Origin of the sequence: Pseudomonas sp. JUb42 (genome assembly GCF_024807945.1) — a bacterium.
Taxonomy (GTDB): domain Bacteria; phylum Pseudomonadota; class Gammaproteobacteria; order Pseudomonadales; family Pseudomonadaceae; genus Aquipseudomonas.
Genome location: NZ_JANUFD010000001.1, coordinates 699,365 through 718,393, shown reverse-complemented (window position 1 = coordinate 718,393; position 19,029 = coordinate 699,365). Strand labels below are relative to the sequence as shown.

Annotated in this window: 12 protein-coding genes; 5 read left to right on the top strand and 7 right to left on the bottom strand. The window is 60.9% G+C overall.

Annotation, left to right across the window (positions count from 1 at the left end):
• Positions 1-11: 11 nt before the first annotated feature.
• The 4 genes from M2401_RS03375 to M2401_RS03360 all read right to left on the bottom strand — a co-directional run bounded on the left by M2401_RS03375 (position 12) and on the right by M2401_RS03360 (position 4,999).
• On the bottom strand, positions 12-2,228 hold the full coding sequence (locus M2401_RS03375; RefSeq protein ID WP_259099563.1) for a DNA internalization-related competence protein ComEC/Rec2: 2,217 nt from the start codon (positions 2,226-2,228) through the stop codon (positions 12-14).
• Between the two features lie 294 nt (positions 2,229-2,522).
• Positions 2,523-3,302, bottom strand: a complete 780-nt coding sequence (locus tag M2401_RS03370) for an ABC transporter permease (RefSeq protein ID WP_259099561.1) — start codon at positions 3,300-3,302, stop codon at positions 2,523-2,525.
• Entirely contained in the window at positions 3,299-4,231 is a 933-nt protein-coding gene (locus M2401_RS03365; protein WP_259099560.1) for an ABC transporter ATP-binding protein, read from the bottom strand. The genes M2401_RS03370 and M2401_RS03365 overlap by 4 nt, the downstream gene beginning before the upstream one ends.
• 144 nt (positions 4,232-4,375) lie before the next feature.
• Positions 4,376-4,999 carry a glutathione S-transferase gene (locus tag M2401_RS03360; RefSeq protein WP_259099558.1) on the bottom strand — a complete coding sequence of 208 codons (624 nt, stop codon included), beginning with the start codon at positions 4,997-4,999 and terminating at the stop codon, positions 4,376-4,378.
• 273 nt (positions 5,000-5,272) lie between these two features.
• Between M2401_RS03360 and M2401_RS03355 the strand changes: the two genes are divergently transcribed.
• The 5 genes from M2401_RS03355 to M2401_RS03335 all read left to right on the top strand — a co-directional run bounded on the left by M2401_RS03355 (position 5,273) and on the right by M2401_RS03335 (position 16,552).
• A complete protein-coding gene (locus M2401_RS03355) occupies positions 5,273-7,720 on the top strand; it encodes an acyl-CoA dehydrogenase (RefSeq protein WP_259099901.1) in 2,448 nt (815 codons plus the stop codon).
• Between the two features lie 257 nt (positions 7,721-7,977).
• Positions 7,978-8,391: a PA2817 family protein gene (locus M2401_RS03350; protein ID WP_259099556.1), complete on the top strand. Its 414-nt coding sequence runs from the start codon at positions 7,978-7,980 to the stop codon at positions 8,389-8,391.
• Positions 8,392-9,168: 777 nt separating this feature from the next.
• Complete coding sequence (locus M2401_RS03345) at positions 9,169-11,985, top strand: ATP-binding protein (protein ID WP_409033866.1); 2,817 nt, start codon at positions 9,169-9,171, stop codon at positions 11,983-11,985.
• Between the two features lie 476 nt (positions 11,986-12,461).
• On the top strand, positions 12,462-12,701 hold the full coding sequence (locus M2401_RS03340; protein ID WP_259099550.1) for a DUF6124 family protein: 240 nt from the start codon (positions 12,462-12,464) through the stop codon (positions 12,699-12,701).
• Between the two features lie 296 nt (positions 12,702-12,997).
• Complete coding sequence (locus M2401_RS03335; RefSeq protein WP_259099548.1) at positions 12,998-16,552, top strand: hypothetical protein; 3,555 nt, start codon at positions 12,998-13,000, stop codon at positions 16,550-16,552.
• Between the two features lie 340 nt (positions 16,553-16,892).
• On the opposite strand, the gene M2401_RS03330 is transcribed toward M2401_RS03335, so the two are convergent.
• The 3 genes from M2401_RS03330 to M2401_RS03320 are packed head-to-tail and all read right to left on the bottom strand — an operon-like array spanning position 16,893 to position 19,026.
• Positions 16,893-17,939 (bottom strand): EscU/YscU/HrcU family type III secretion system export apparatus switch protein, encoded by a 1,047-nt coding sequence (locus M2401_RS03330; RefSeq protein WP_259099545.1) that lies wholly within the window; start codon positions 17,937-17,939, stop codon positions 16,893-16,895.
• Positions 17,932-18,750, bottom strand: coding sequence for a type III secretion system export apparatus subunit SctT (gene sctT / locus M2401_RS03325; RefSeq protein ID WP_259099543.1), 819 nt, complete (start codon positions 18,748-18,750; stop codon positions 17,932-17,934). The genes M2401_RS03330 and sctT overlap by 8 nt, the downstream gene beginning before the upstream one ends.
• 6 nt (positions 18,751-18,756) lie before the next feature.
• Positions 18,757-19,026 carry an EscS/YscS/HrcS family type III secretion system export apparatus protein gene (locus tag M2401_RS03320; RefSeq protein ID WP_259099540.1) on the bottom strand — a complete coding sequence of 90 codons (270 nt, stop codon included), beginning with the start codon at positions 19,024-19,026 and terminating at the stop codon, positions 18,757-18,759.
• Positions 19,027-19,029: the final 3 nt, after the last annotated feature.

Sequence of the window (19,029 nt, the reverse complement as noted above, 5' to 3'; positions counted from 1 at the left end):
TATCCGTGCTTTCAGTCACGCCAGAAACGCCGCCACGCCCGCTCTGCCACAGGCTTGTCGAAGCTGCCCAGACGCAGACTGAGCGCCCCGCTTTCGGCGCTGTCATAGGTATCAATGCCCAGATAGCGGTAGCGCGACATCACCAAAGGATGGGGGTGGCCGAAGCTGTTATTACGCCCCCGGGAAATCAGCACCCCCTTGGGCGCCACACCATTGAGCAAGGTCCGTGAAGATGAGGTGCGACTGCCGTGATGAGGCGCCTGCAGCCAGTCGGCACGCACATCGAAACCGCTACCGAGCAGGACCCGCTCAGCCTCGGCGTCGATATCCCCGGTCAACAGCAGGCGCTCGCCGCTGGCCTCGACCTTCAAGACACAGGATGCCGGGTTGCTTTCCCGGGCCTGCTCCCAGCGCCAGGTACTGAAGGTCACGCCGTCCCACTCCCAGCTTTCATCGTTGCGGCACAGTTCAACAGGCAAGGATTCGGGTATGCCGATCTGTTGGCCGCCCAATACCCGCTTGATCGGCAAAGCCCGCTGCACCGCCAGGGCGCCGCCGGTATGGTCCAGGTGAGCGTGACTGAGCAGCAGCACATCCAACCCGCGCACCCCGCTCTTGCGCAGGACCGGGACCACCACACGTTCGCCGATATCGAACTCACCGAAGCGCGGCCCCGCGTCGTACAGCAACGTGTGCTGGCGGGTGCGCAGCAGAATGGCCAGCCCTTGACCGACATCCAGTTGCAGCACCTCGACCTGGCCATGGGGAATGCTTTTCAGCGGGGGAAATACGCAGAGCAACAACAACGGCCAACCCAGTGGGCGCAACGGTACACCTGCGGGCAGCAGCAGGAGCAACGCGCCCAGCAAACTCAGCAGCCATGCCCACGGCGCAACTGCACTGGGGACCCACGCGGGTAACCAACCGGCGACTAGCGCCAAGGCGCGAAACAGCCAGTCCAGCGCACCTCCGGCCAGCCACAGCAAAGCCTCGCCAATCAGCGGCACCGGCAATAACAGCGTGCCCAGCAGCGCAGGCGGCAGCACGACGAAACTCACCCAAGGCACTGCCAGCAGATTGACCAATGGCCCGCTGAGGCTGATCGGCAGGTTCAAGGCCAACAGAATCGGCAGCAGACCCAACGCGATCAGCCATTGCGCACGATTCCAGCTGTGCAGCCAGCCCCAGGCGCCAAGGCGGCCACTGAAGATCAGCATCAGCACGGCCACGGCGGCAAAGGACAGCCAGAATCCCGCCTGCAGGCTGACCAGCGGCTCGCTGATCAGCACCAGATTCAGCGACACCAGCAACGGCCAGACCACGCCCAGATGACGAAAGCGCCAACGCCACAACAACACCATGCCGACCATCACACAGGCGCGCCGCACCGGCACGTCGAAACCGGCCAACAGCCCGTAACTCAAGGCAGCAGTAAAGGCCAGAGCGCAGGCCCAGGGCAGCCACGGCAAGCGCTGCGGCCATAGTCCGTAACGCGCAAGCCCGGCAATCAGGCCATAGACCACCCCAGCCAACAGGCCGATATGCTGTCCGGAGATGACCAATAAATGCACGGTGCCGGTGTCCTGCAACACCTGCCACTCCGCCGTCGACAGGCCGGCGCCGTCGCCAATCACCAGCGCCGCCAATCCGCCTTCCCGACCCTGAGCGTCCACCGCCAGCAAGCGCTGACGAACAGCGTCACGCCAGGCACCCCTGGCCTCGCCCAGGCGCTCACCGTCGACCACCGTCCCCGTGGCGCCAATGCGCTGGGCCAGCAGCCAGGCGGTGTAATCGAAAACATGGGGATTGATCAGCCCGGACGGGCGCTTGAGCTTGACCGCCAGGCGCCAGTGCTCGCCGCTGCGCACCTCGGGGCCGCCATACCAGGACAGCCGAATACGCTCGGGCAGTTCAGCACGGCGGGACTGCGCGCCCTGCACCTCGAAACGCACCACGCCTTCGCTGGCATTGGGCAAACCGATCACCTTGCCTTGCAGCCACAGGGTCTGGCCGTCGAGACGGTGCAGCAGTCGGTCATTCAGGGCGGATTGGGCAGACACACAGGCCCAGGACAGGCCCAGCAGAAACAAGGCCGCAGGATAGGTGCGAAATGGCAGCAGCATCAGCGCCACTGCCACCGTCAATAACAGCCAGCCGCCTGACGGCAAGGCCGGCAGGAAACGCAGGGCCAACAGGCCCAATGCCAGCGCGATCATCCCTGTGCGCATGAAGTCCCTCGATTACCGTAAAAGGTATCGAAAGGGCTTAGACCATGGGCTCAGGGAGAGGCTGGATTAAGTGTCACAAGGTCTATCGGTATGCTGCGTTGTTATGACATTTATTTTAACGGTGGCCCATATTGTGGGAGCGAATTTTGTGGGAGCGAATTCATTCGCGAAAGCAGTATTTAAGACGACACGAATGCGTCGAATGTACGGGCCTCTTCGCGAATGAATTCGCTCCCACTGAGCCCGCTCCCACAAATCTGCTGCTACAAAATTCGCTTCTACCGGGTACAGCTGTTACTGGCGCATCCCACGTCCACTCACCAGCAACCGCGCACAGCCGACGTACAACACGATGGTTGCCACGACCATAAAGGTCATCGCCACATCGATCTTGATATCAGACACCCCCAGGATGCCGAAGCGGAAGGCGTTGACCATGTGCAGCACCGGGTTGGCCAGGGACACGGTCTGCCAGAACGGCGGCAGCAGGGTGATGGAGTAGAACACCCCACCCAGATAGGTCAGCGGCGTCAGAACGAAAGTCGGGATGATCGAAATATCGTCGAAGTTGCGCGCATAAACCGCGTTGATAAACCCCAGCAGCGAGAAGATCGTCGCCGTCAGCAGTACCACCGCCAGGGTCACGCCCAGGTGATGCACCTGCAAATGGGTGAAGAACAACGACAGCAGGGTCACGATCACACCGACGATCAGGCCGCGCAGCACACCACCGAACACGTAGCCGACCAGAATGGTGTGGGGCGAGACCGGCGAGACCATCAGTTCTTCCACCGAGCGCTGGAACTTGGCGCCGAAGAAGCTGGAGACCACATTGCCGTAGGAGTTAGTGATCACCGACATCATGATCAGGCCCGGCACGATGTACTCCATGTAACTGAAGCCATTCATGCCACCGATCTGCTTGCCGATCAGGTTGCCGAAGATCACGAAGTACAGAACCATGGTGATGGCCGGCGGCAGCAGGGTCTGCGGCCAGATGCGCATGAAACGCCGCACTTCACGGTAAATGATGGTGTTGAGGGCAATCAGGTTGGGACGCAGTTCGCTGCTCATTGCGCCACCTTCGCCAGGTTTTTTTCCACCAGTGACACGAACAACTCCTCGAGACGATTGGTCTTGTTGCGCAGGCTCAGCACTTCAACGTTTTGTGTCGCCAGTTGGCTGAACAGCGCGGTAATGCCGATGGTTTTGTCCACCTGCACTTCCAGGGTGTGGCTGTCGACCAGGCGCGATGGGTAGCCGATCAGCGACGGTGCCGTCTGGTAGGCGTCCTTCAGGTCAAGCAGGAAGGTCTCGACATGCAGCGTGTTGAGCAGGCTCTTCATGCTGGTGTTCTGCACGATCACGCCGTGGTCGATGATGCCGATATTGCGGCACAGCTGCTCGGCCTCTTCCAGGTAGTGCGTAGTCAGGATGATGGTGATGCCTTTCTCGTTCAGCTCGGTGAGGAAGGTCCACATCGACCGGCGCAGCTCGATATCCACGCCCGCAGTCGGCTCGTCGAGGATCAGCAGGCGCGGCTCGTGAACCAGGGCCCGGGCGATCATCAAACGGCGCTTCATGCCGCCGGACAGCGAACGCGACGGCACATCGCGCTTGTCCCACAGGCCCAGCTGGGTCAGGTACTGCTCGGCGCGTTCCTTGGCGATCTTCGGCGGGATGCCGTAGTAACCGGCCTGGGTCACGACGATGTCGAAGGTCTTTTCGAACTGGTTGAAGTTGAATTCCTGGGGCACCACGCCAATGGAGCGCTTCAGCGCTGCCGGGTCGCGGTCCAGGTCATGGCCAAAGATATTCACCGTGCCGCTGGTCTTGTTGACCAGGGTCGAGATGATGCCGATGGTGGTGGATTTACCGGCGCCGTTAGGGCCGAGCAAGGCGAAGAAGTCACCTTCGGCCACGTCCAGATCGATACCACTCAGGGCCTGGAAACCGTTGCCGTAGGTTTTGGTTAGCTGCCGGATGGACAGAGCGGAACTCATATCGGAAAAAACACCAATAAAGGAAGAATAGGAAAATAGATGAGGCCGTACGCTTTCGTTCAACGTTCTTGTCAGAGCGACGACAGGCTGCAATGTTGCTTGCCTGCGCCGCTCAAGTACAGCGACATATATTGATAGTAGGTATTAACTCAACGCGGTCATAACTGCCCGTTGATAGGCTGGGCGCGCTTTCAGGCGTTCGTACCAGGCTTCGAGGCTGGGCAGCGGCGGGCGTTCAATCGGCATTTCAAACCAGGCGTAAATAAAGCAGCCCAGGGGAATGTCACCCATGCCCAGTTCCGCGCCGGACAGGTACGGCTGTCTGGCCAGGACCTTGTCCGCCACCAGTAGCAGGCCATGCACAACCTTGATCCCGTCGTTGATCTGCGCCCAGTCCTGCTGCGCGGGCGGGGTGCGCAGCACGCCCCAGAACACCGGCTTGAACGGATCGGCCAGAGTCGAGGTGGTCCAGTCCATCCACTTGTCTGCGGCGGCACGTTCTTGAATATCGGCAGGATAGAACGGCGAGTCCGCAGCGTAACGGGCGGCCAGGTAGCGCACGATGGCGTTGGATTCCCACAACACGAAATCGCCATCCTCGATCATCGGGATGCGGCCGTTGGGATTCTTCGCCCGGTACTCCGCCCCCTCCACCAGGCCAAACGCGCCACCGGCCTCCAGGCTCTGGTAAGGGATACCGAGTTCTTCGGCGATCCACAGCGCCTTGCGCACGTTGGACGAGTTCTTGCGGCCCCAGATTTTCAGCATGTCGTGCCTCTGCATACGCTCCAAAGATGGGCCACAGTCTACTCTGCAGAGGCCGCGTTCAGGCCAGAGGTTCTTGCGCATCGGCCATCTGCCGAACTAGAGCGCTGGCAGAGGGTCACTATCCACACACCCAATTAAGTAGGAGCTGGCGCAGGCTGCGATAGCGGTGGGTCAGGCAAAACCTTTCGCAGCCTGCGGCAGCTCCTACAGAAAACTCACTCGACTCAGGTGCTCAGGAGTTGGCTGACTGCTCATCACGGAGGAATTTCTATGCTGTTGTTGCTGTGGATTGTGCTGCTGCTCGTCGGGATCGCCTGGCTGGCCCATCGACGTACGCCGCCCATGACTGCCCTGGGCGCCGTGGCGGTCTATCTGCTGGCCATGGGCATTTTCAGCCGGGCGCCGGGTGGCTTGTTGCTGGTGTTCTGGGTGCTGTGGGCCGCCGTTGCCCTGCCCCTGGCCCTGCCGGACCTGCGTCGCCAGTACTTCACCGCGCCGATGTTCCGTTGGTTCAAGAAGGTCCTGCCGCCCATGTCGGCCACCGAACGCGACGCCATCGATGCCGGCACCGTGTGGTGGGACGGCGAGCTGTTCAGCGGTCGCCCGGACTGGAACACCCTGCTGGCCTACCCCAAAGTGCAACTCACCGAAGAAGAGCAGGCCTTTATCGACGGTCCCACGGACGAGCTCTGCGCCATGGTCAGCGACTGGCAGATCGGCCAGGACATGGACCTACCGCCCGAGGCCTGGGCACATATCAAGCAACACGGCTTCTTCGCCCTGATCATCCCCAAGGAATACGGCGGCAAAGGCTTCTCGGCCTATGCCCACTCGCAAGTGGCAATGAAGCTAGCAACCCGCAGCGGCGACCTGGCCTCCACCGTGATGGTGCCCAATTCCCTCGGCCCGGCGGAACTGCTGTTGCACTACGGCACCGACGAACAGCGTAATCACTATCTGCCGCGCCTGGCCCGTGGCGACGATATCCCCTGCTTTGCCCTCACCGGCCCACTGGCCGGCTCCGACGCTGGCGCCATGCCCGACACCGGCATCATCTGCAAGGGCCAGTGGCAAGGCGAAGAAGTCATCGGCCTGCGCCTGAACTGGGAAAAACGCTACATCACCCTCGGCCCCGTCGCCACCCTGCTCGGCCTGGCCTTCAAGGCCTACGACCCCGAGCACCTGTTGGGTGAAGAAGAGGACCTGGGCATCAGCCTGGCACTGATCCCCACCGAAACCGAAGGCGTCGACATCGGCCGTCGTCACCTGCCACTGGGCGCCGCGTTCATGAACGGCCCCAACTCCGGCAAGGACGTATTCATTCCCCTGGACTTCCTCATCGGCGGCCAGGCCATGCTCGGCAAGGGCTGGATGATGTTGATGAACTGCCTGTCCGTAGGCCGTTCCATCTCCCTGCCTGCGGTGGGCACCGGTGCCGCCAAATACACCAGTCTGGTCACCGGCCAGTACGCCAACGTGCGTGAACAATTCAACGTGCCCCTGGCAGCTTTCGAAGGCATTCAGGAAGCCCTGGCCCGCATCGGCGGCAATGCCTGGCTGATGGACAGCGCGCGGATGCTCACCGCCAATGCCGTCGATCTGGGGGAGAAACCCTCGGTCTTGTCGGCGATCCTCAAGTACCACCTCACCGAACGCGGCCGCGAATGCATCGGCCACGCCATGGACGTGCATGGCGGCAAGGGTATCATCATGGGCCCCAACAACTACCTGGGCCGCAACTGGCAGGGTGCGCCAATCTTCATCACCGTCGAAGGCGCGAATATTCTCTCGCGCAACCTGATGATCTTCGGCCAGGGCGCGATTCGCTGCCATCCGTTCGTACTCAAGGAGATGGCCCTGGCCGGTCGCGCCGATCATGACCAGGCCCTGCTCGAATTCGATCAGTTGCTGCTGCAGCACATCGGTTTTGCCGTCAGCAACGCCGCCAGCACCTTTATCCTCAACCTCGGCCTCGGCCGCTTCGAGGCAGCGCCCGGCGATGCCATCAGCCAGGGCTATTTCCGCGCACTCAATCGGCAATCGGCAGCCTTCGCCCTGCTGGCCGACCTGAGCATGATGTTGCTGGGCGGCGAACTGAAGCGTCGCGAGCGCCTTTCCGCCCGCCTCGGTGATGTGCTCAGCCATCTATACCTGGCCTCGGCGGCACTCAAGCGCTACCACGACCTCGACTCACCGGATTACCTGCACCCGCTGTTCCACTGGGCCATGGCCGAGGCCCTGGGCGAATCGGAACGCGCCCTGGACGAATTGCTGAGCAACTTCCCCAACCGTTTCCTCGGCGGCTTGCTACGCGTCGTGGTGTTCCCTTTTGGCCGCCGTCACAAAGGCCCGAGCGACGCCCAGGATGCCGCTGTCGCCCAGGTACTGGGCCGCAGCAAAGGCGATCCGACCCTGGAAGCGGTGCTCGCCGGTTGCTATCGCCCGCAGTCGCCACAAGACCCGGTCGGCGCCCTGCAACACGCCAGCGACCTGCTCGCCGCCGCTCAGCCGTTGCACAAGAAACTGCATGTCGGCCTTAAAAACGGTCAGATCAACCCTGCCCCCGGCGAGGCCCTGATCGATGCCGCAGTCGAGGCTGGCGTACTGCAGGCAGCCGAAGCCATCAGCCTGCGCGAAGCCGAAACGGCACGGCGCCGGGTGATTGATGTGGATGATTTCGACAAGGATGAATTGACGTTGGGTGAGGGTAAGGTTCGATAGAGCTCTCTCACGCTAAGCGCATACTTTGTGGGAGCGGATTCAGGCGGTGTTCCAGGCGATGAAGATGCGTCGAATGTCCTGGCCTCTTCGCGAATAAATTCGCTCCTACAGAATTCGCTCCTACAGAATTCGCTCCCACCGGATTTTCTTCCACAGAATTTGCCCTCACAGAGCTCGCTCCCACAAGGTGAGTAACACAGGCGGCATGATGGGCCTTATACTTCCCCGCCTGTTTTTTGCCCTTTTGAGGAATCCCCATGGCCGATGCCACTCTCGACCACCATCTCACTCTGCTCACGCACCTGCGTGGCATTCTGGTCGCGCTGGGCGAAGCCGAGCAGGTGCCGGAAGAAAGCCATGAGTTGTTCATGGAGCGCTACGACGAGCTAATCACCCTGTTGCCGCAAGACCCGATCGAAAGCCAGTACCTGGGCCAGGACCTGCTGTGCCAGGTGATCCAGCGTTATCCGCAGATCGCCCATCTGGTACCCCGCGACCTGCTGTGGTTCTTTGCCGGTGACTGCCTGCACTTCATGCCCGATGAAGAAATCGAGTTATACCAGGCCCTGGACGAACGTCGTTACGAAGCCGAAGCCAATGACGAGCCTTTCGATTGGGGTCGGGAGAAACAACTTCTGGCGTTATCGGCGCAAGGTAACAGCAAGCACTGAGTGGACTGACGCTGTTGGCCGGGCAGATACTTGTCGCAAATGAATGAAATGTGTCGTTTTTAATTCAGCTGCTGCGAGTATCTTCCTGACAGGCCTACAAACAGCAAGGTGGCGGATTACCGCCACTACAAAAAACCTTCATTGAATTAACTGTTTATAACATTCCACGGCGTTTAACGAAGTCCAACGGCAATACCGGGTTGAAGTACCCCTCCCTCCTCAAGTGCCTCCGTGAGAACTTATGATTCGCAGCAAAGCCTTTGAAATTAAGTCTGCCAAGACATGGCTAACCATTAGTCAGTCTTTTCCCACCTTGATGCTGACCCGCAAACATTAGCCGAACCGCGCTGTAGAAATTCGGCATTCCGAACAAAATACCCGGTGAAATTCGGCTTTCCGAACAATGTGATGGAGTAATCAAACTTCACATTTACTTTCCAATAGAATTCAGTCAGTTACCCTCCGAAATAAATTGCAATATTTGGCACAGTATCTGCTTAGTCAATGTATCCATTGCGCAATGCAGGTCTATAACCGCGATCGTTTCTCGCAAGTTGCCCATCTATGGTGCACGGAGAAATGTTGTCGGGTGGCGGCCGCAGGCAAAACAATAGTGATTGATCACGGTCAAAGTCTGGCACTTAGCCATACACAAGTAATTAACCGAACCCAAAACAGTAACTATCGCTGTGGATAATGCCGTTTGTCTGAACATGGAAACCAAAAAGGCGCGTTCCCCTGATCGCCGATAAGAACCTCATTCATAAAGGTTTAATCATGACCCCCAACAGAAGCAGTCTCGCAAAGATGGCCCCACTCAGCGCGCTGGATACGCCTGACCCGGAAAACGCCATCTGCTTCGGCCCCTTCGCGCTCTATGTCCAGCAGCACCTGCTGTTCAAGCATGGCGAACCGGTGCAACTGGGCAGCCGGGCCCTGTTGCTACTCATCGCCCTGGCCACCCGCGCCGGAGAGCTGCTGGAAAAGAACGAACTGCTTGCACTGGTCTGGCCCAAGGTCATTGTCGAAGAGTGCAACCTGCGCGCCCAGGTCGTAACCCTGCGCCGGGCACTGGGCGATGATGGCGACTTTGCCTATATCGTCACCGTGCCGGGCCGCGGCTACCGCTTTGTCGCGCCGGTCACCATTCAGGAAATGCCCCAGCAAGTCATCGCACCACCCGCAGTGCAGGCCTGCGCTGAACTGCCGCCCCTCAACAGCCAGGTTATCGGCCGCAATGCGTTACTGCAGAGTCTGGGCGAACAGCTACAACAACGCCGCTTTGTCACCATTACCGGCCCCGGCGGCATGGGCAAGACCACCGTCGCCCTGGCGTTGGCCAACAGCCTGACCGAGCACTTTCCCCAAGGCATGGCCTTTCTCGATCTGGCACCGGTCAGCGGCGCGTTGTTGGTCAATGGCATGCTGGCCTCCGCCCTGGGGATCAACTCGGCGAGTACTGACCCCTTGCAGGACATCGGCAGCAGCTTTGAACAGCACCGCCAGCTGTTGATCCTCGACAACTGCGAGCACGTCCTCGAAGAAACTGCCAATGCCGTGGAAACCCTGTTGCGCCTGGCGCCGCAGTGCTGTGTGCTGATCACCAGTCGCGAGCCGCTGCACGCCGACGGCGAATTCGTCCACGACCTGGCCCCGCTGCAAGTCCCCCCGGACGATGCCGGGCTCACCGCGTATGAAGCCCTGGCCTATTCCGGCATCCAGTTGTTCGTCGAACGGGTTGCCGCCCATGATCCGGACTTTGTTTTCAACGACGCCGATGTCGCCGCCACCGCCGCCATCTGCCGCAAGCTCGACGGCAATGCCCTGGCCATCGAGATCGCCGCCGCCCGGGTGCGCACGTTCGGTATCGCCTATCTGGTGGAATTGCTCGACGGCAGCTTCCGCCTGCAAATGACCGGTCGGCGCACCGCCCAGCCACGTCATCGCACCCTCAGCGCGGCGCTGGACTGGACCTACGCCATGCTCTCGGCCGACGAACAGGCCATGCTGCGCCAGCTCTCGGTATTTACCGGCGCCTTTACCCTCGGCGCGGTGATGGCCGTGATCGATCTCAGTCAGGGCGAGGCCCATGACCCGGCCGCGCTGCTGGAAAGCCTGATGGACAAATCCCTGCTGATTGCCGGTTCCGCCATCCCGGTCAAACGTTATCGCCTGCTGGAAACCACGCGCCTGTATGCCGCAGAAAAACTCGCTCAGCACCTTGAAGCGCCAGACACCGCGCGCCGCCACGCCACCTACACCTTGAGTGAACAACGCCGCGCCGTGCAAAGCCTCGACAGCATGGGCAACGATGCCTGGCTGGCGCTGTATGCCGCAGAAATCGATTGCGTGCGTTCGGCCTTGAACTGGGCGTACTCCCTGGACGGCGATCAGGCGCTGGGCGTCGAACTGACGCTGATGAGCGTGCCACTCTGGCTGCGCTTGTCGCGGGTTGGCGAGTGCCATGACTGGGTCAATCGCGGCCTGCAGATCGCCGCGCATTTCGCCTCGGTGATGCCGCGCCAGCGCATGTTGCTGCTGACCGTCTCGGCCAGTGTCATGGTGCTGACCTACGGCGCCGGGCAGAAGATTCGCGACGCCTGGAAGCTGGTGATCGAAGACGCCCGCACCCTCGGCGATACCGAACACGAACTGCGCGGCCTGTGGGGCCTGTGGAACGACCGCTGCTGCAGCAATCAGCATCAGGAAGCGCTTGAGCTGGCCAATCGTTATGTCCAGCTCAGCGAAAGCAGCGGCAGTGCCGACCGCCTGTTGCTGGGCCGACGCATGCGTGCCGCACCGCTGTTTCACATGGCCGATCTGGACGGCGCGCGCCAGGCTATCAGTGAGGCCTTGAGTTCACCGCTGTCGCCACGCAGCCATATCATCGACACCCATTTCGACCAACGCATCGGCGCGCGCTCGCTCAAGGCGCAGATCCAGTTATTGCAAGGCCATGTCGGCCAGGCCCTGTTGACCATCGACGGCAACGTCGAAGAAGCCATGCGCGCCCTGCACCCGGCGAGCCTCTGGTACACCCTGAGCCTGAGCGCCATTCCCGCTACGCTGCTGGTCGGCCATGTGCAGAAAACCCGGCACTTTCTCAAGCTGTTGCAAGACAGCGTGGCCCGCAACGACCTACATATCTGGCGCCTGTTTACCCGCTGTTTCGAACACATCCTGTTGATCCGCGACGGCGCTCCCGAAGAAGGCGTGCCGCGCCTGGGTGAAGTGCTCAATCAACTGCATGAGCTGGGCGACAGCCCGATATACAGCCTGGTGCGCAGCGAATACGCCCAGGGCCTGGCCATGCTTGGCTTGAGCCAACTGGGCGTAGAGGTGCTGGACGAAACCCTGCTCATCACCGCCGCCCGCCATGAGCACTGGTTCCGCCCCGAGCTGCTGCGGGTCAAGGCCCAACTGCTGCTCGGCCAGGGCAATCCGCAGTTGCTGCCCCAGGTGCAGAAGATCCTCAACGAAGCCATGCACGAAGCAGATACCCAGGGCGCGAGTTTCTGGACGGCGCGGATTTCGGCGGATATGGCGCGGCTAACGCCGTACGAGCTGACGCTGAACGTGCGTAGCTGCAACTGATGCCAATCTGTGGGAGCGAGGCTTGCCCGCGAAAAGGGCGACGCGGTGTATCAGGCATACCGCGTCCAGGCCTTCGCGGGCAAGCCTCGCTCCCACAAACACCTGTTGGGACGAGACTTTCGCTCACCCGCTGTGACGAATTTGCAGGACCGCTCTCTTTCTTTTGAGGGAAATTTCCTTAACAATCCCGGCCGCTTGTTTCTGCGAATTTCCCGGACTAGTCTGCGCCCCGCCACTGAAAAACTTCGGTGGTCGGGCGTGAGAACCCGTGGTTTTGGATAATGTAAGAACGAGTCCGTCAGACTCTTTACCGAGCGATTTTCGGTAAATGCTTTATGGCGGCTGTGGCGGGCAGACTTCGGTCTGACCGGGGCTTTCTTGCATTTCCACCCGGCTTCTCACCCCGTTTCACAGTCGCCACCTCTTCATCGTTTGAGAAGCGATAAGCGGTGGCATTGCTAACGGACAATGCAAATATGATCGATAAATTAATCCCCGACCCACCCCACACCTTCGAAGAAACCCTCCTGCGCCTGTTCGACCTGCTGCGTAGCGCCGCAGCGGTGATCTATGAGTCCGGCGATCAGTTGGAAGGCTCCCGACGCGACCTGCCCTTTGCCGCGATGTACCTGGTCGATATGGCCAAGGCGCTGGTCAATGAGCTGTTGAGCCGGATTCACGAGAATCGAACAGCGTCATTACTCAGCAACACATAACACTACGACATAGCTGAATTTTGCGGGTTTGAGCTATGTGGGAGCGAATTCATTCGCGAAGGCGGTGTTCCAGGCGATGAAGATGCGCCGGATGTACTGACCTCTTCGCGAATGAATTCGCTCCCACAATCGTCTCCCACAATTCACCTCCATAAACTCCATCCCGTTCTGACGTGAATATGACAACCCCAATTTCACACCCGTGAAAGCTTGTGCAACCTTGTCAAGGTTGTCCGTTGTCTGAGGTGTATTGACCTAGTATCCGACCGTTATGAATCCCAGCGGACGGACCTTGCATGATCACCAGACCCGAACCCACCTCCTCGAATACCCCGGCACCGGCCAAAGCCGTCGGCAAGGCGTTTGAAAGCCTGCTCAACAAAGCACGCCTGCTGGCCGCCACGCCCGAGGAGCCATCGTCCGACAAGACCTTCATGCCCAAGATCCTGACCAAGAGCAATCAGCCCGAGGTCAGCGCCAGCAAGCCCGCCGATGCCGACAGCTACAAGGCCATCACTGCCCTGCCGGAAAAACTCGATATCGACACACTCAAGGTCGTCGCCGAAGACAAGGACGGTGGGGTGATCTACTTCGAGCATGGAGGCAACAAATACCAGATCAGCAAGAGCGCCGCCGAAGAGGTGCAGCCCGGTTACGAGACCATCGAGAACCTGCGCTTCGGCCACGCCGTGCCCACCCGCGAAGACCCGGGCCCGGACCACGGCACGCAACTGTTCGACCTGCTGCACACCCTGGCCGAAACCCAGGGCACAGCGGCGGGCAAGATCATTCGCGACAGCCTGTCGAATCCGGACAAGGAACTGCTGCGCAAGGATGACGGCCAATTCCTGCTGGACAATATCGACAAGGTCGAGAAGCCCGCCGACGGCGTGCTCAAGGTCACCTTCAACAGCGGCAAGGAACTGACCATCGCCGAAGGCGTGACGCCCGAAGCGTTCAAAGCCTACTCCGGCGCCGGGCAGACCCTGGAAAAGCTCGGCGAAGGCGAGGCCAAGGGCTTCGAGAAAGTCACTGCCCTGCCCACTGGCTTCAAGCCTGACGGGCTGAAGATCGTCTCCGAGGATAGCGACAGCGGCGTGATCCTGTTCGAGCACGACGGCCACAAGTACATGATCAGCCAGGACGACGCCGCTGCCCACGACCGCAGCTATGACGCCCTCGATAGCAACGTCGGCGGTCAGCCGGCCCCGGCGGATCGCGGCAGCCAGTTGTACGATTTCCTCCATGCCCTGAGCGCCACCCAGGGCACCCCGGCCTTTGATTACATCAAGAACGCCCGCACCCTGCCCGATCAGCATCTGGTCAGCAATGGCGAAACTGCGCTGCCACTGAGCGGCATCAGCAAGGTCGATGCGCCCACCGACGGCATCCTCGTCGTCACCCAAAGCGACGGCAAATTGTTGGTGGTCTCGCGCAACCTCAGCCCCCAGGCGTTCCTCGATTATTCCAACAAAGGCCAGACCATTACCGGCCTGGAAAAGGCCAAGGCCGACGGCTACGTCAAGGCCGAACCGGGGGACTATCTGCCGTCCACCGAAGACATCATGAGTGTCGGCGGCGTCGGCGAATACGGCCCTGGCCTGATCGCCTTCACCTACCACAAGCCCGGTGGCGCCGAGGAGAAAATCATCGTCTCCCAGGACGACAACCCGCAGATGTTCGACCAGATTTCCTCGTACCGCACCGACATTGCCGAGCAGACCACCGACGTCGACAAGCTGCGTGCCGACAGTGGTTTGCCGCCACGCAAAGACGTGTCGGTGGATGATCTGGCGACCACCGAGAAAGACGATAACGGCCAACCGCTGTCGGTGCGCGACCTGGCGATCAAGACCCTGATCGACGAGTACCGCGCCGGGGTCAAGGACGGCAGCATCGGCCAGGACGATTCACGGGCCAAGTTCGTCCGTGCACTGGAAGCCAAGAGCATGTCGGAAAACGGCATGTCGATCATCCCCGAGCACGGCTTCACCAATCAGGGCAGCGCCACCGATCCGGAGAACGTCACCTCACGGGACGTGCGCGAACATATCTTCGACAGCAAGGCCATCGATGCGCAGATCGGCACCCTGATGGGTGACGAAACCATCATGAAAGACCTCAAGACCCACCACGACAACGCCGTGGGCAAGGTCGAAGGCGGTTCTGCCAAGGTCGATGAAACCCGGCAGAAGCTGATCGACAGCACCTCCTCGGAAAACTTCGTCAAATACATCGACGCACTGCAGGCCGATGGCAAAACCGAACTGGCCACCCAGGAAATCCAGGCCGCCTACGCCGGGCTTGCCGATATCGATCCGGCCAAGGCCGACGAATTTCTGCAGAACGTGCAGATCGACGGCTACACCATGGAGCTGGACAAGCTGGTCGCCGACCCGAGCAAGATCTCCGACGAGAACACCGCCCTGGCTGGCACCGACAACGCCCTGCTGATCCTGCAGGCGCTCAAGGCCAGTGGCGACGGCATCCCGCGGCGCTCCCTGGCGACCTACGAAAAGTTCGTCGAGCTGTTGATGAACGACAAGAACGCCGCGACCGACTTCGGCAAGGTCATGTCCAACCTGGGCGACACCTGGCAGGCCAACGGCAAGATCACCCTAGACGACATCAACAAGGCGGTCAGCGCCGATCTGATGCCCGGCATGAGCGCCGAGAACCGTGGCGCCTTCACCAAGAACCTGGCCTTCCTCAGCGATAACGGCGTACTCGGTTCCATGGGCGGCGCGATTTCCATGGGCCGGGCGATTTACCAACTGGTCGGCAAGGGCGGCAGCCTGGCCGATACGCCACGCGAGCGGGTCGGCATCGCCAACGACTTTATCGGCTTCCTCAGCACCGGCTCGCACTTCGCGACCCTGGGCACCAAGACCTTCGACAAGATCATGGGCACCAACGCCTACAAGATGATGGGCCTGGACCGTTCGGTGCCCGCCATCTGGAGCAAGCCGGGCGGCGTTACCGGCCCGGATGTGCCGCGCTCGGTCGAAGAGATCCAGAACAAGTACTACAACATCATCGACGACGCCATGGCCGATGGCAAAGACGTCGGCAAGGCCCTCAACGGCCAGCCGTTCGACGAAGCCTCGATGACCAAGCTGCACGAAGGCATCGAAAAAGGCATCGAGAAACGCGGCGGCGTATCGGGCGCGGGCAAGGTGGCGCGCATTGCCGGCAGCGCGATCAAGGTCATTGGCGCCGCTGCCGACGTAGTGGGCGGGGTCATCGGCGTCGTCACCGGCGGCCTGACCATCCGTGACGGCGTGCGGGAAAAAGACCCGATCAAGATTGCCTCCGGTTCACTGTCCGTGGCCGGTGGCGTCAGCAGCCTGGTCGGCGCAGCGGGCAGCGTGGCCGGGGCCCTGGGCGTGACCGGGCGCCTGATACCACTGCTCGGCCCTGTGGGCTTCCTGTTTTCCGGGGTGTTCTCCTTCGTCGGCGCGATCCTCGGCGATATCAAGTCGGCCAAGCTGCACAAGGTTTCACTGCAGAACTGGGACCAGATCAAGGACTTCAAGGCCGACGGCCTGCTGCAACCCAACGGCGACGAAGCCTATGTGTGGCTGCAGACCTACCTCTCCGACTGGGGCCAGCGCGACGCACCGGGGGACCAAAGCATCTTCGACTTCCGCAAGGAAGAATGGGATGCCCGCTCCAGCGTCAAGGGCAAGAACCTCGACCACCCCGACTACATCGGCGACGGCAACAACCGCCGCTCCGAAGACTACAAATTCTCCACCCGGCCTTCGGAATGGACCAACGATAACCACGACATTATCTGGCGGACCACCGACGGGTATGGCGGTGAGTACCATGATGTGGATAACAGCTGACGCAGCCTGAATGCACACAACCTGTAGGCGCTGCCGAGATCTGCGCAATTCGTTGGAGCCGGGCTTGTCCGCGAAGGCGATGGGTCGGGCTGCGGATATGTGCCGGATGCACCGGCCTCTTCGCGGGCAAGCCTCGCTCCAACGGATCACTGCTAAATCTGTGGAAGCAAGCTTGCCTGAGAAGGCCTAGGTTCTGGCGCACCTGTGGGACCGGCTTTAGCCGGGAAAGCGTCGGGACAAACGATATAAATGCATCGTTCACACCAACGTCTTCCCGGCTAAAGCCGGTCCCACAATTTTGTGTGCCTTCTTGTTCGCGCGGTGACAGAAACATTGATCTTCAGATCAACCGCGCCGCCACCAGCAAATCCGCCACCGCCTGAAAGGTCTGGTCCGGCACCGGATCACCCGGCACCGCGCGGCGGGCAATCTCGCCTGCCAGATTCGGGTCCATGGCATGGGCGATGCCCAGACGGGTGGCTTCGGCGAGGATGGCCGGGGAGTCTTCAGGTTCCGTGCGGCTGACCACGATGGGCACCGGCGTTTCCCCACGCACATAGCGCAACCCCACCACCCAGCCACCGGATACGCCGATCACCAGGGACGCCCGGGCCAGGCCCAGTTTGGTGGCCAGGGCCTGCATTTCCCGGCGCTGGCGCTGGCGTTCGCTCTTGATCAGCGGGTCGCCGTCGATGTCCTTGCGTTCACGCTTCTGCTCGCTGCGGGTCATTTTCATGTCCCGGCCAAACAGCCAGCGCTGCATCATCACATCAGCCCCGCCGACCAGCAAAAACGCCGCCAGCACGGTAAACACCAACGGCTTGAGCACCAGAAAAAACGTCGACTCGATGCAACCGGCGCCACAGCGCGACGACTCCATCAGCGCCTGCAAGGCGTGCCGCCCGACCACGTAGAACGCCAGCCCGAGCAGATGCACCTTGACCAGGCCCTTGAGAAATTCGACCACATTGCGCAAGGCAAAGATGCGCTTGAAGCCTTCGGCCGGATTGATCCGTTTGAAGTCCGGTTTGATCGGTTCCACCGAGAACACCACGCCGCGCATGGTGATCAGGTTGGTCAGGATCACCACCCCCATGGTTACCGCCATCACCGGCAGGGTAATGCTGATCAGCAGGCGCTCGGCGGTATCCAGCACTCGCGGCCACACCGTTGCGAAGGGTTCGATATAGATCTGCGCAGTCAGGTCGATCAACTTGCGCACTTGGGCCTCGGCCCGTGGCGCCATGATCGAGATGCACAGGGTACAGAACAGAATGACCATGCCCGAGACCAGGTCCTGGCTCTTGGCAACCTGGCCTTTCTTGCGCGCGTCCTTGAGTTTCTTGTCCGTGGCGGGCTGGGATTTCTCTTCGCTGGTATCAGCCATGGCTGTCTCCTACCAGGCTCTTGAGCAGCTCCACGGTGCCACGGAATTCCGCCAGTTGATCGAGCATCAAGGGGATCAGGAAGCCGATATAAATCACCATCAGAATGGTGAAAAACAGGTTCTTCACCGGCAGCGACAAGTCGAAGATATGCAGGCTCGGCGCCATGCGCGACAGGTAGGCCAGCATCAGGTCGGTGACCAGCAGGGAGATGATCAAGGGCGAAACCATCAACACGCCGATGCGCATCACCTGATCGAGGATTGACAGCACCGCCAGCAATGCCGACGAGGCAAACAGCGGGGTGAAAGCCGTGACCGGCCATAACTGGTAGCTATGGAAATAGCCGTCGACCATCAGAATAAAGCCGCCGGACATGAAGAACAGGGTGATCAGCATCACCGTCAACAGCGTCGCCATGACACTGGACTCCCCGGACGACAGCGGGTCCACCAGTTGTGCCATGGTCGAGCCGCGTTGCAGGTCGATCAGTTCCCCCGCCACTTCCGCCGCCCAGAACGGAATGCCGAACAACAGCCCGACCAGCAGGCCAATCAGGAACTCCTTGATCAGCAAACCGGCGAGCCAAAAGCTGCCGTGCTCGGGCATGGAGGTAAACGCGGTAAAGGTCGGCAGGAACATCGGTACCGAAATTGCCACCGCCACACAGCCACGGATCATCCCGGTGAGACCCAGGCGGTTGAACGCAGGCGTTATCACCACCAGGCCCATTGCTCGCGAAGCCGAGAGCGCCGCCGAGCTGATCACCGGGTAAGCGACCTCGAGAAACGTATTGACCAGAGCCGCATCCATGCCCGTTCAGCGCGTCCATAGCGGGAAGTTGTCCAGCACCGTGCTGCCCAGTTCCGCCACCTGCCCGGCCAGCAACGGCCCGACAAAGACGATCACCAGCAGCACCGCCACCAGTTTGACCACCTGCGGCAACGTCTGGTCCTGAATCTGGGTCAGGGCCTGCAACAGACCAACGCTGAGGCCGACGATGATCGCCACGCCCAAGGCCGGTGCGGACAACAGCAGCACCGTCATCAGCGCCTGTTTCATCAACGAAAGAAAAACGTCCTGCCCCATGGG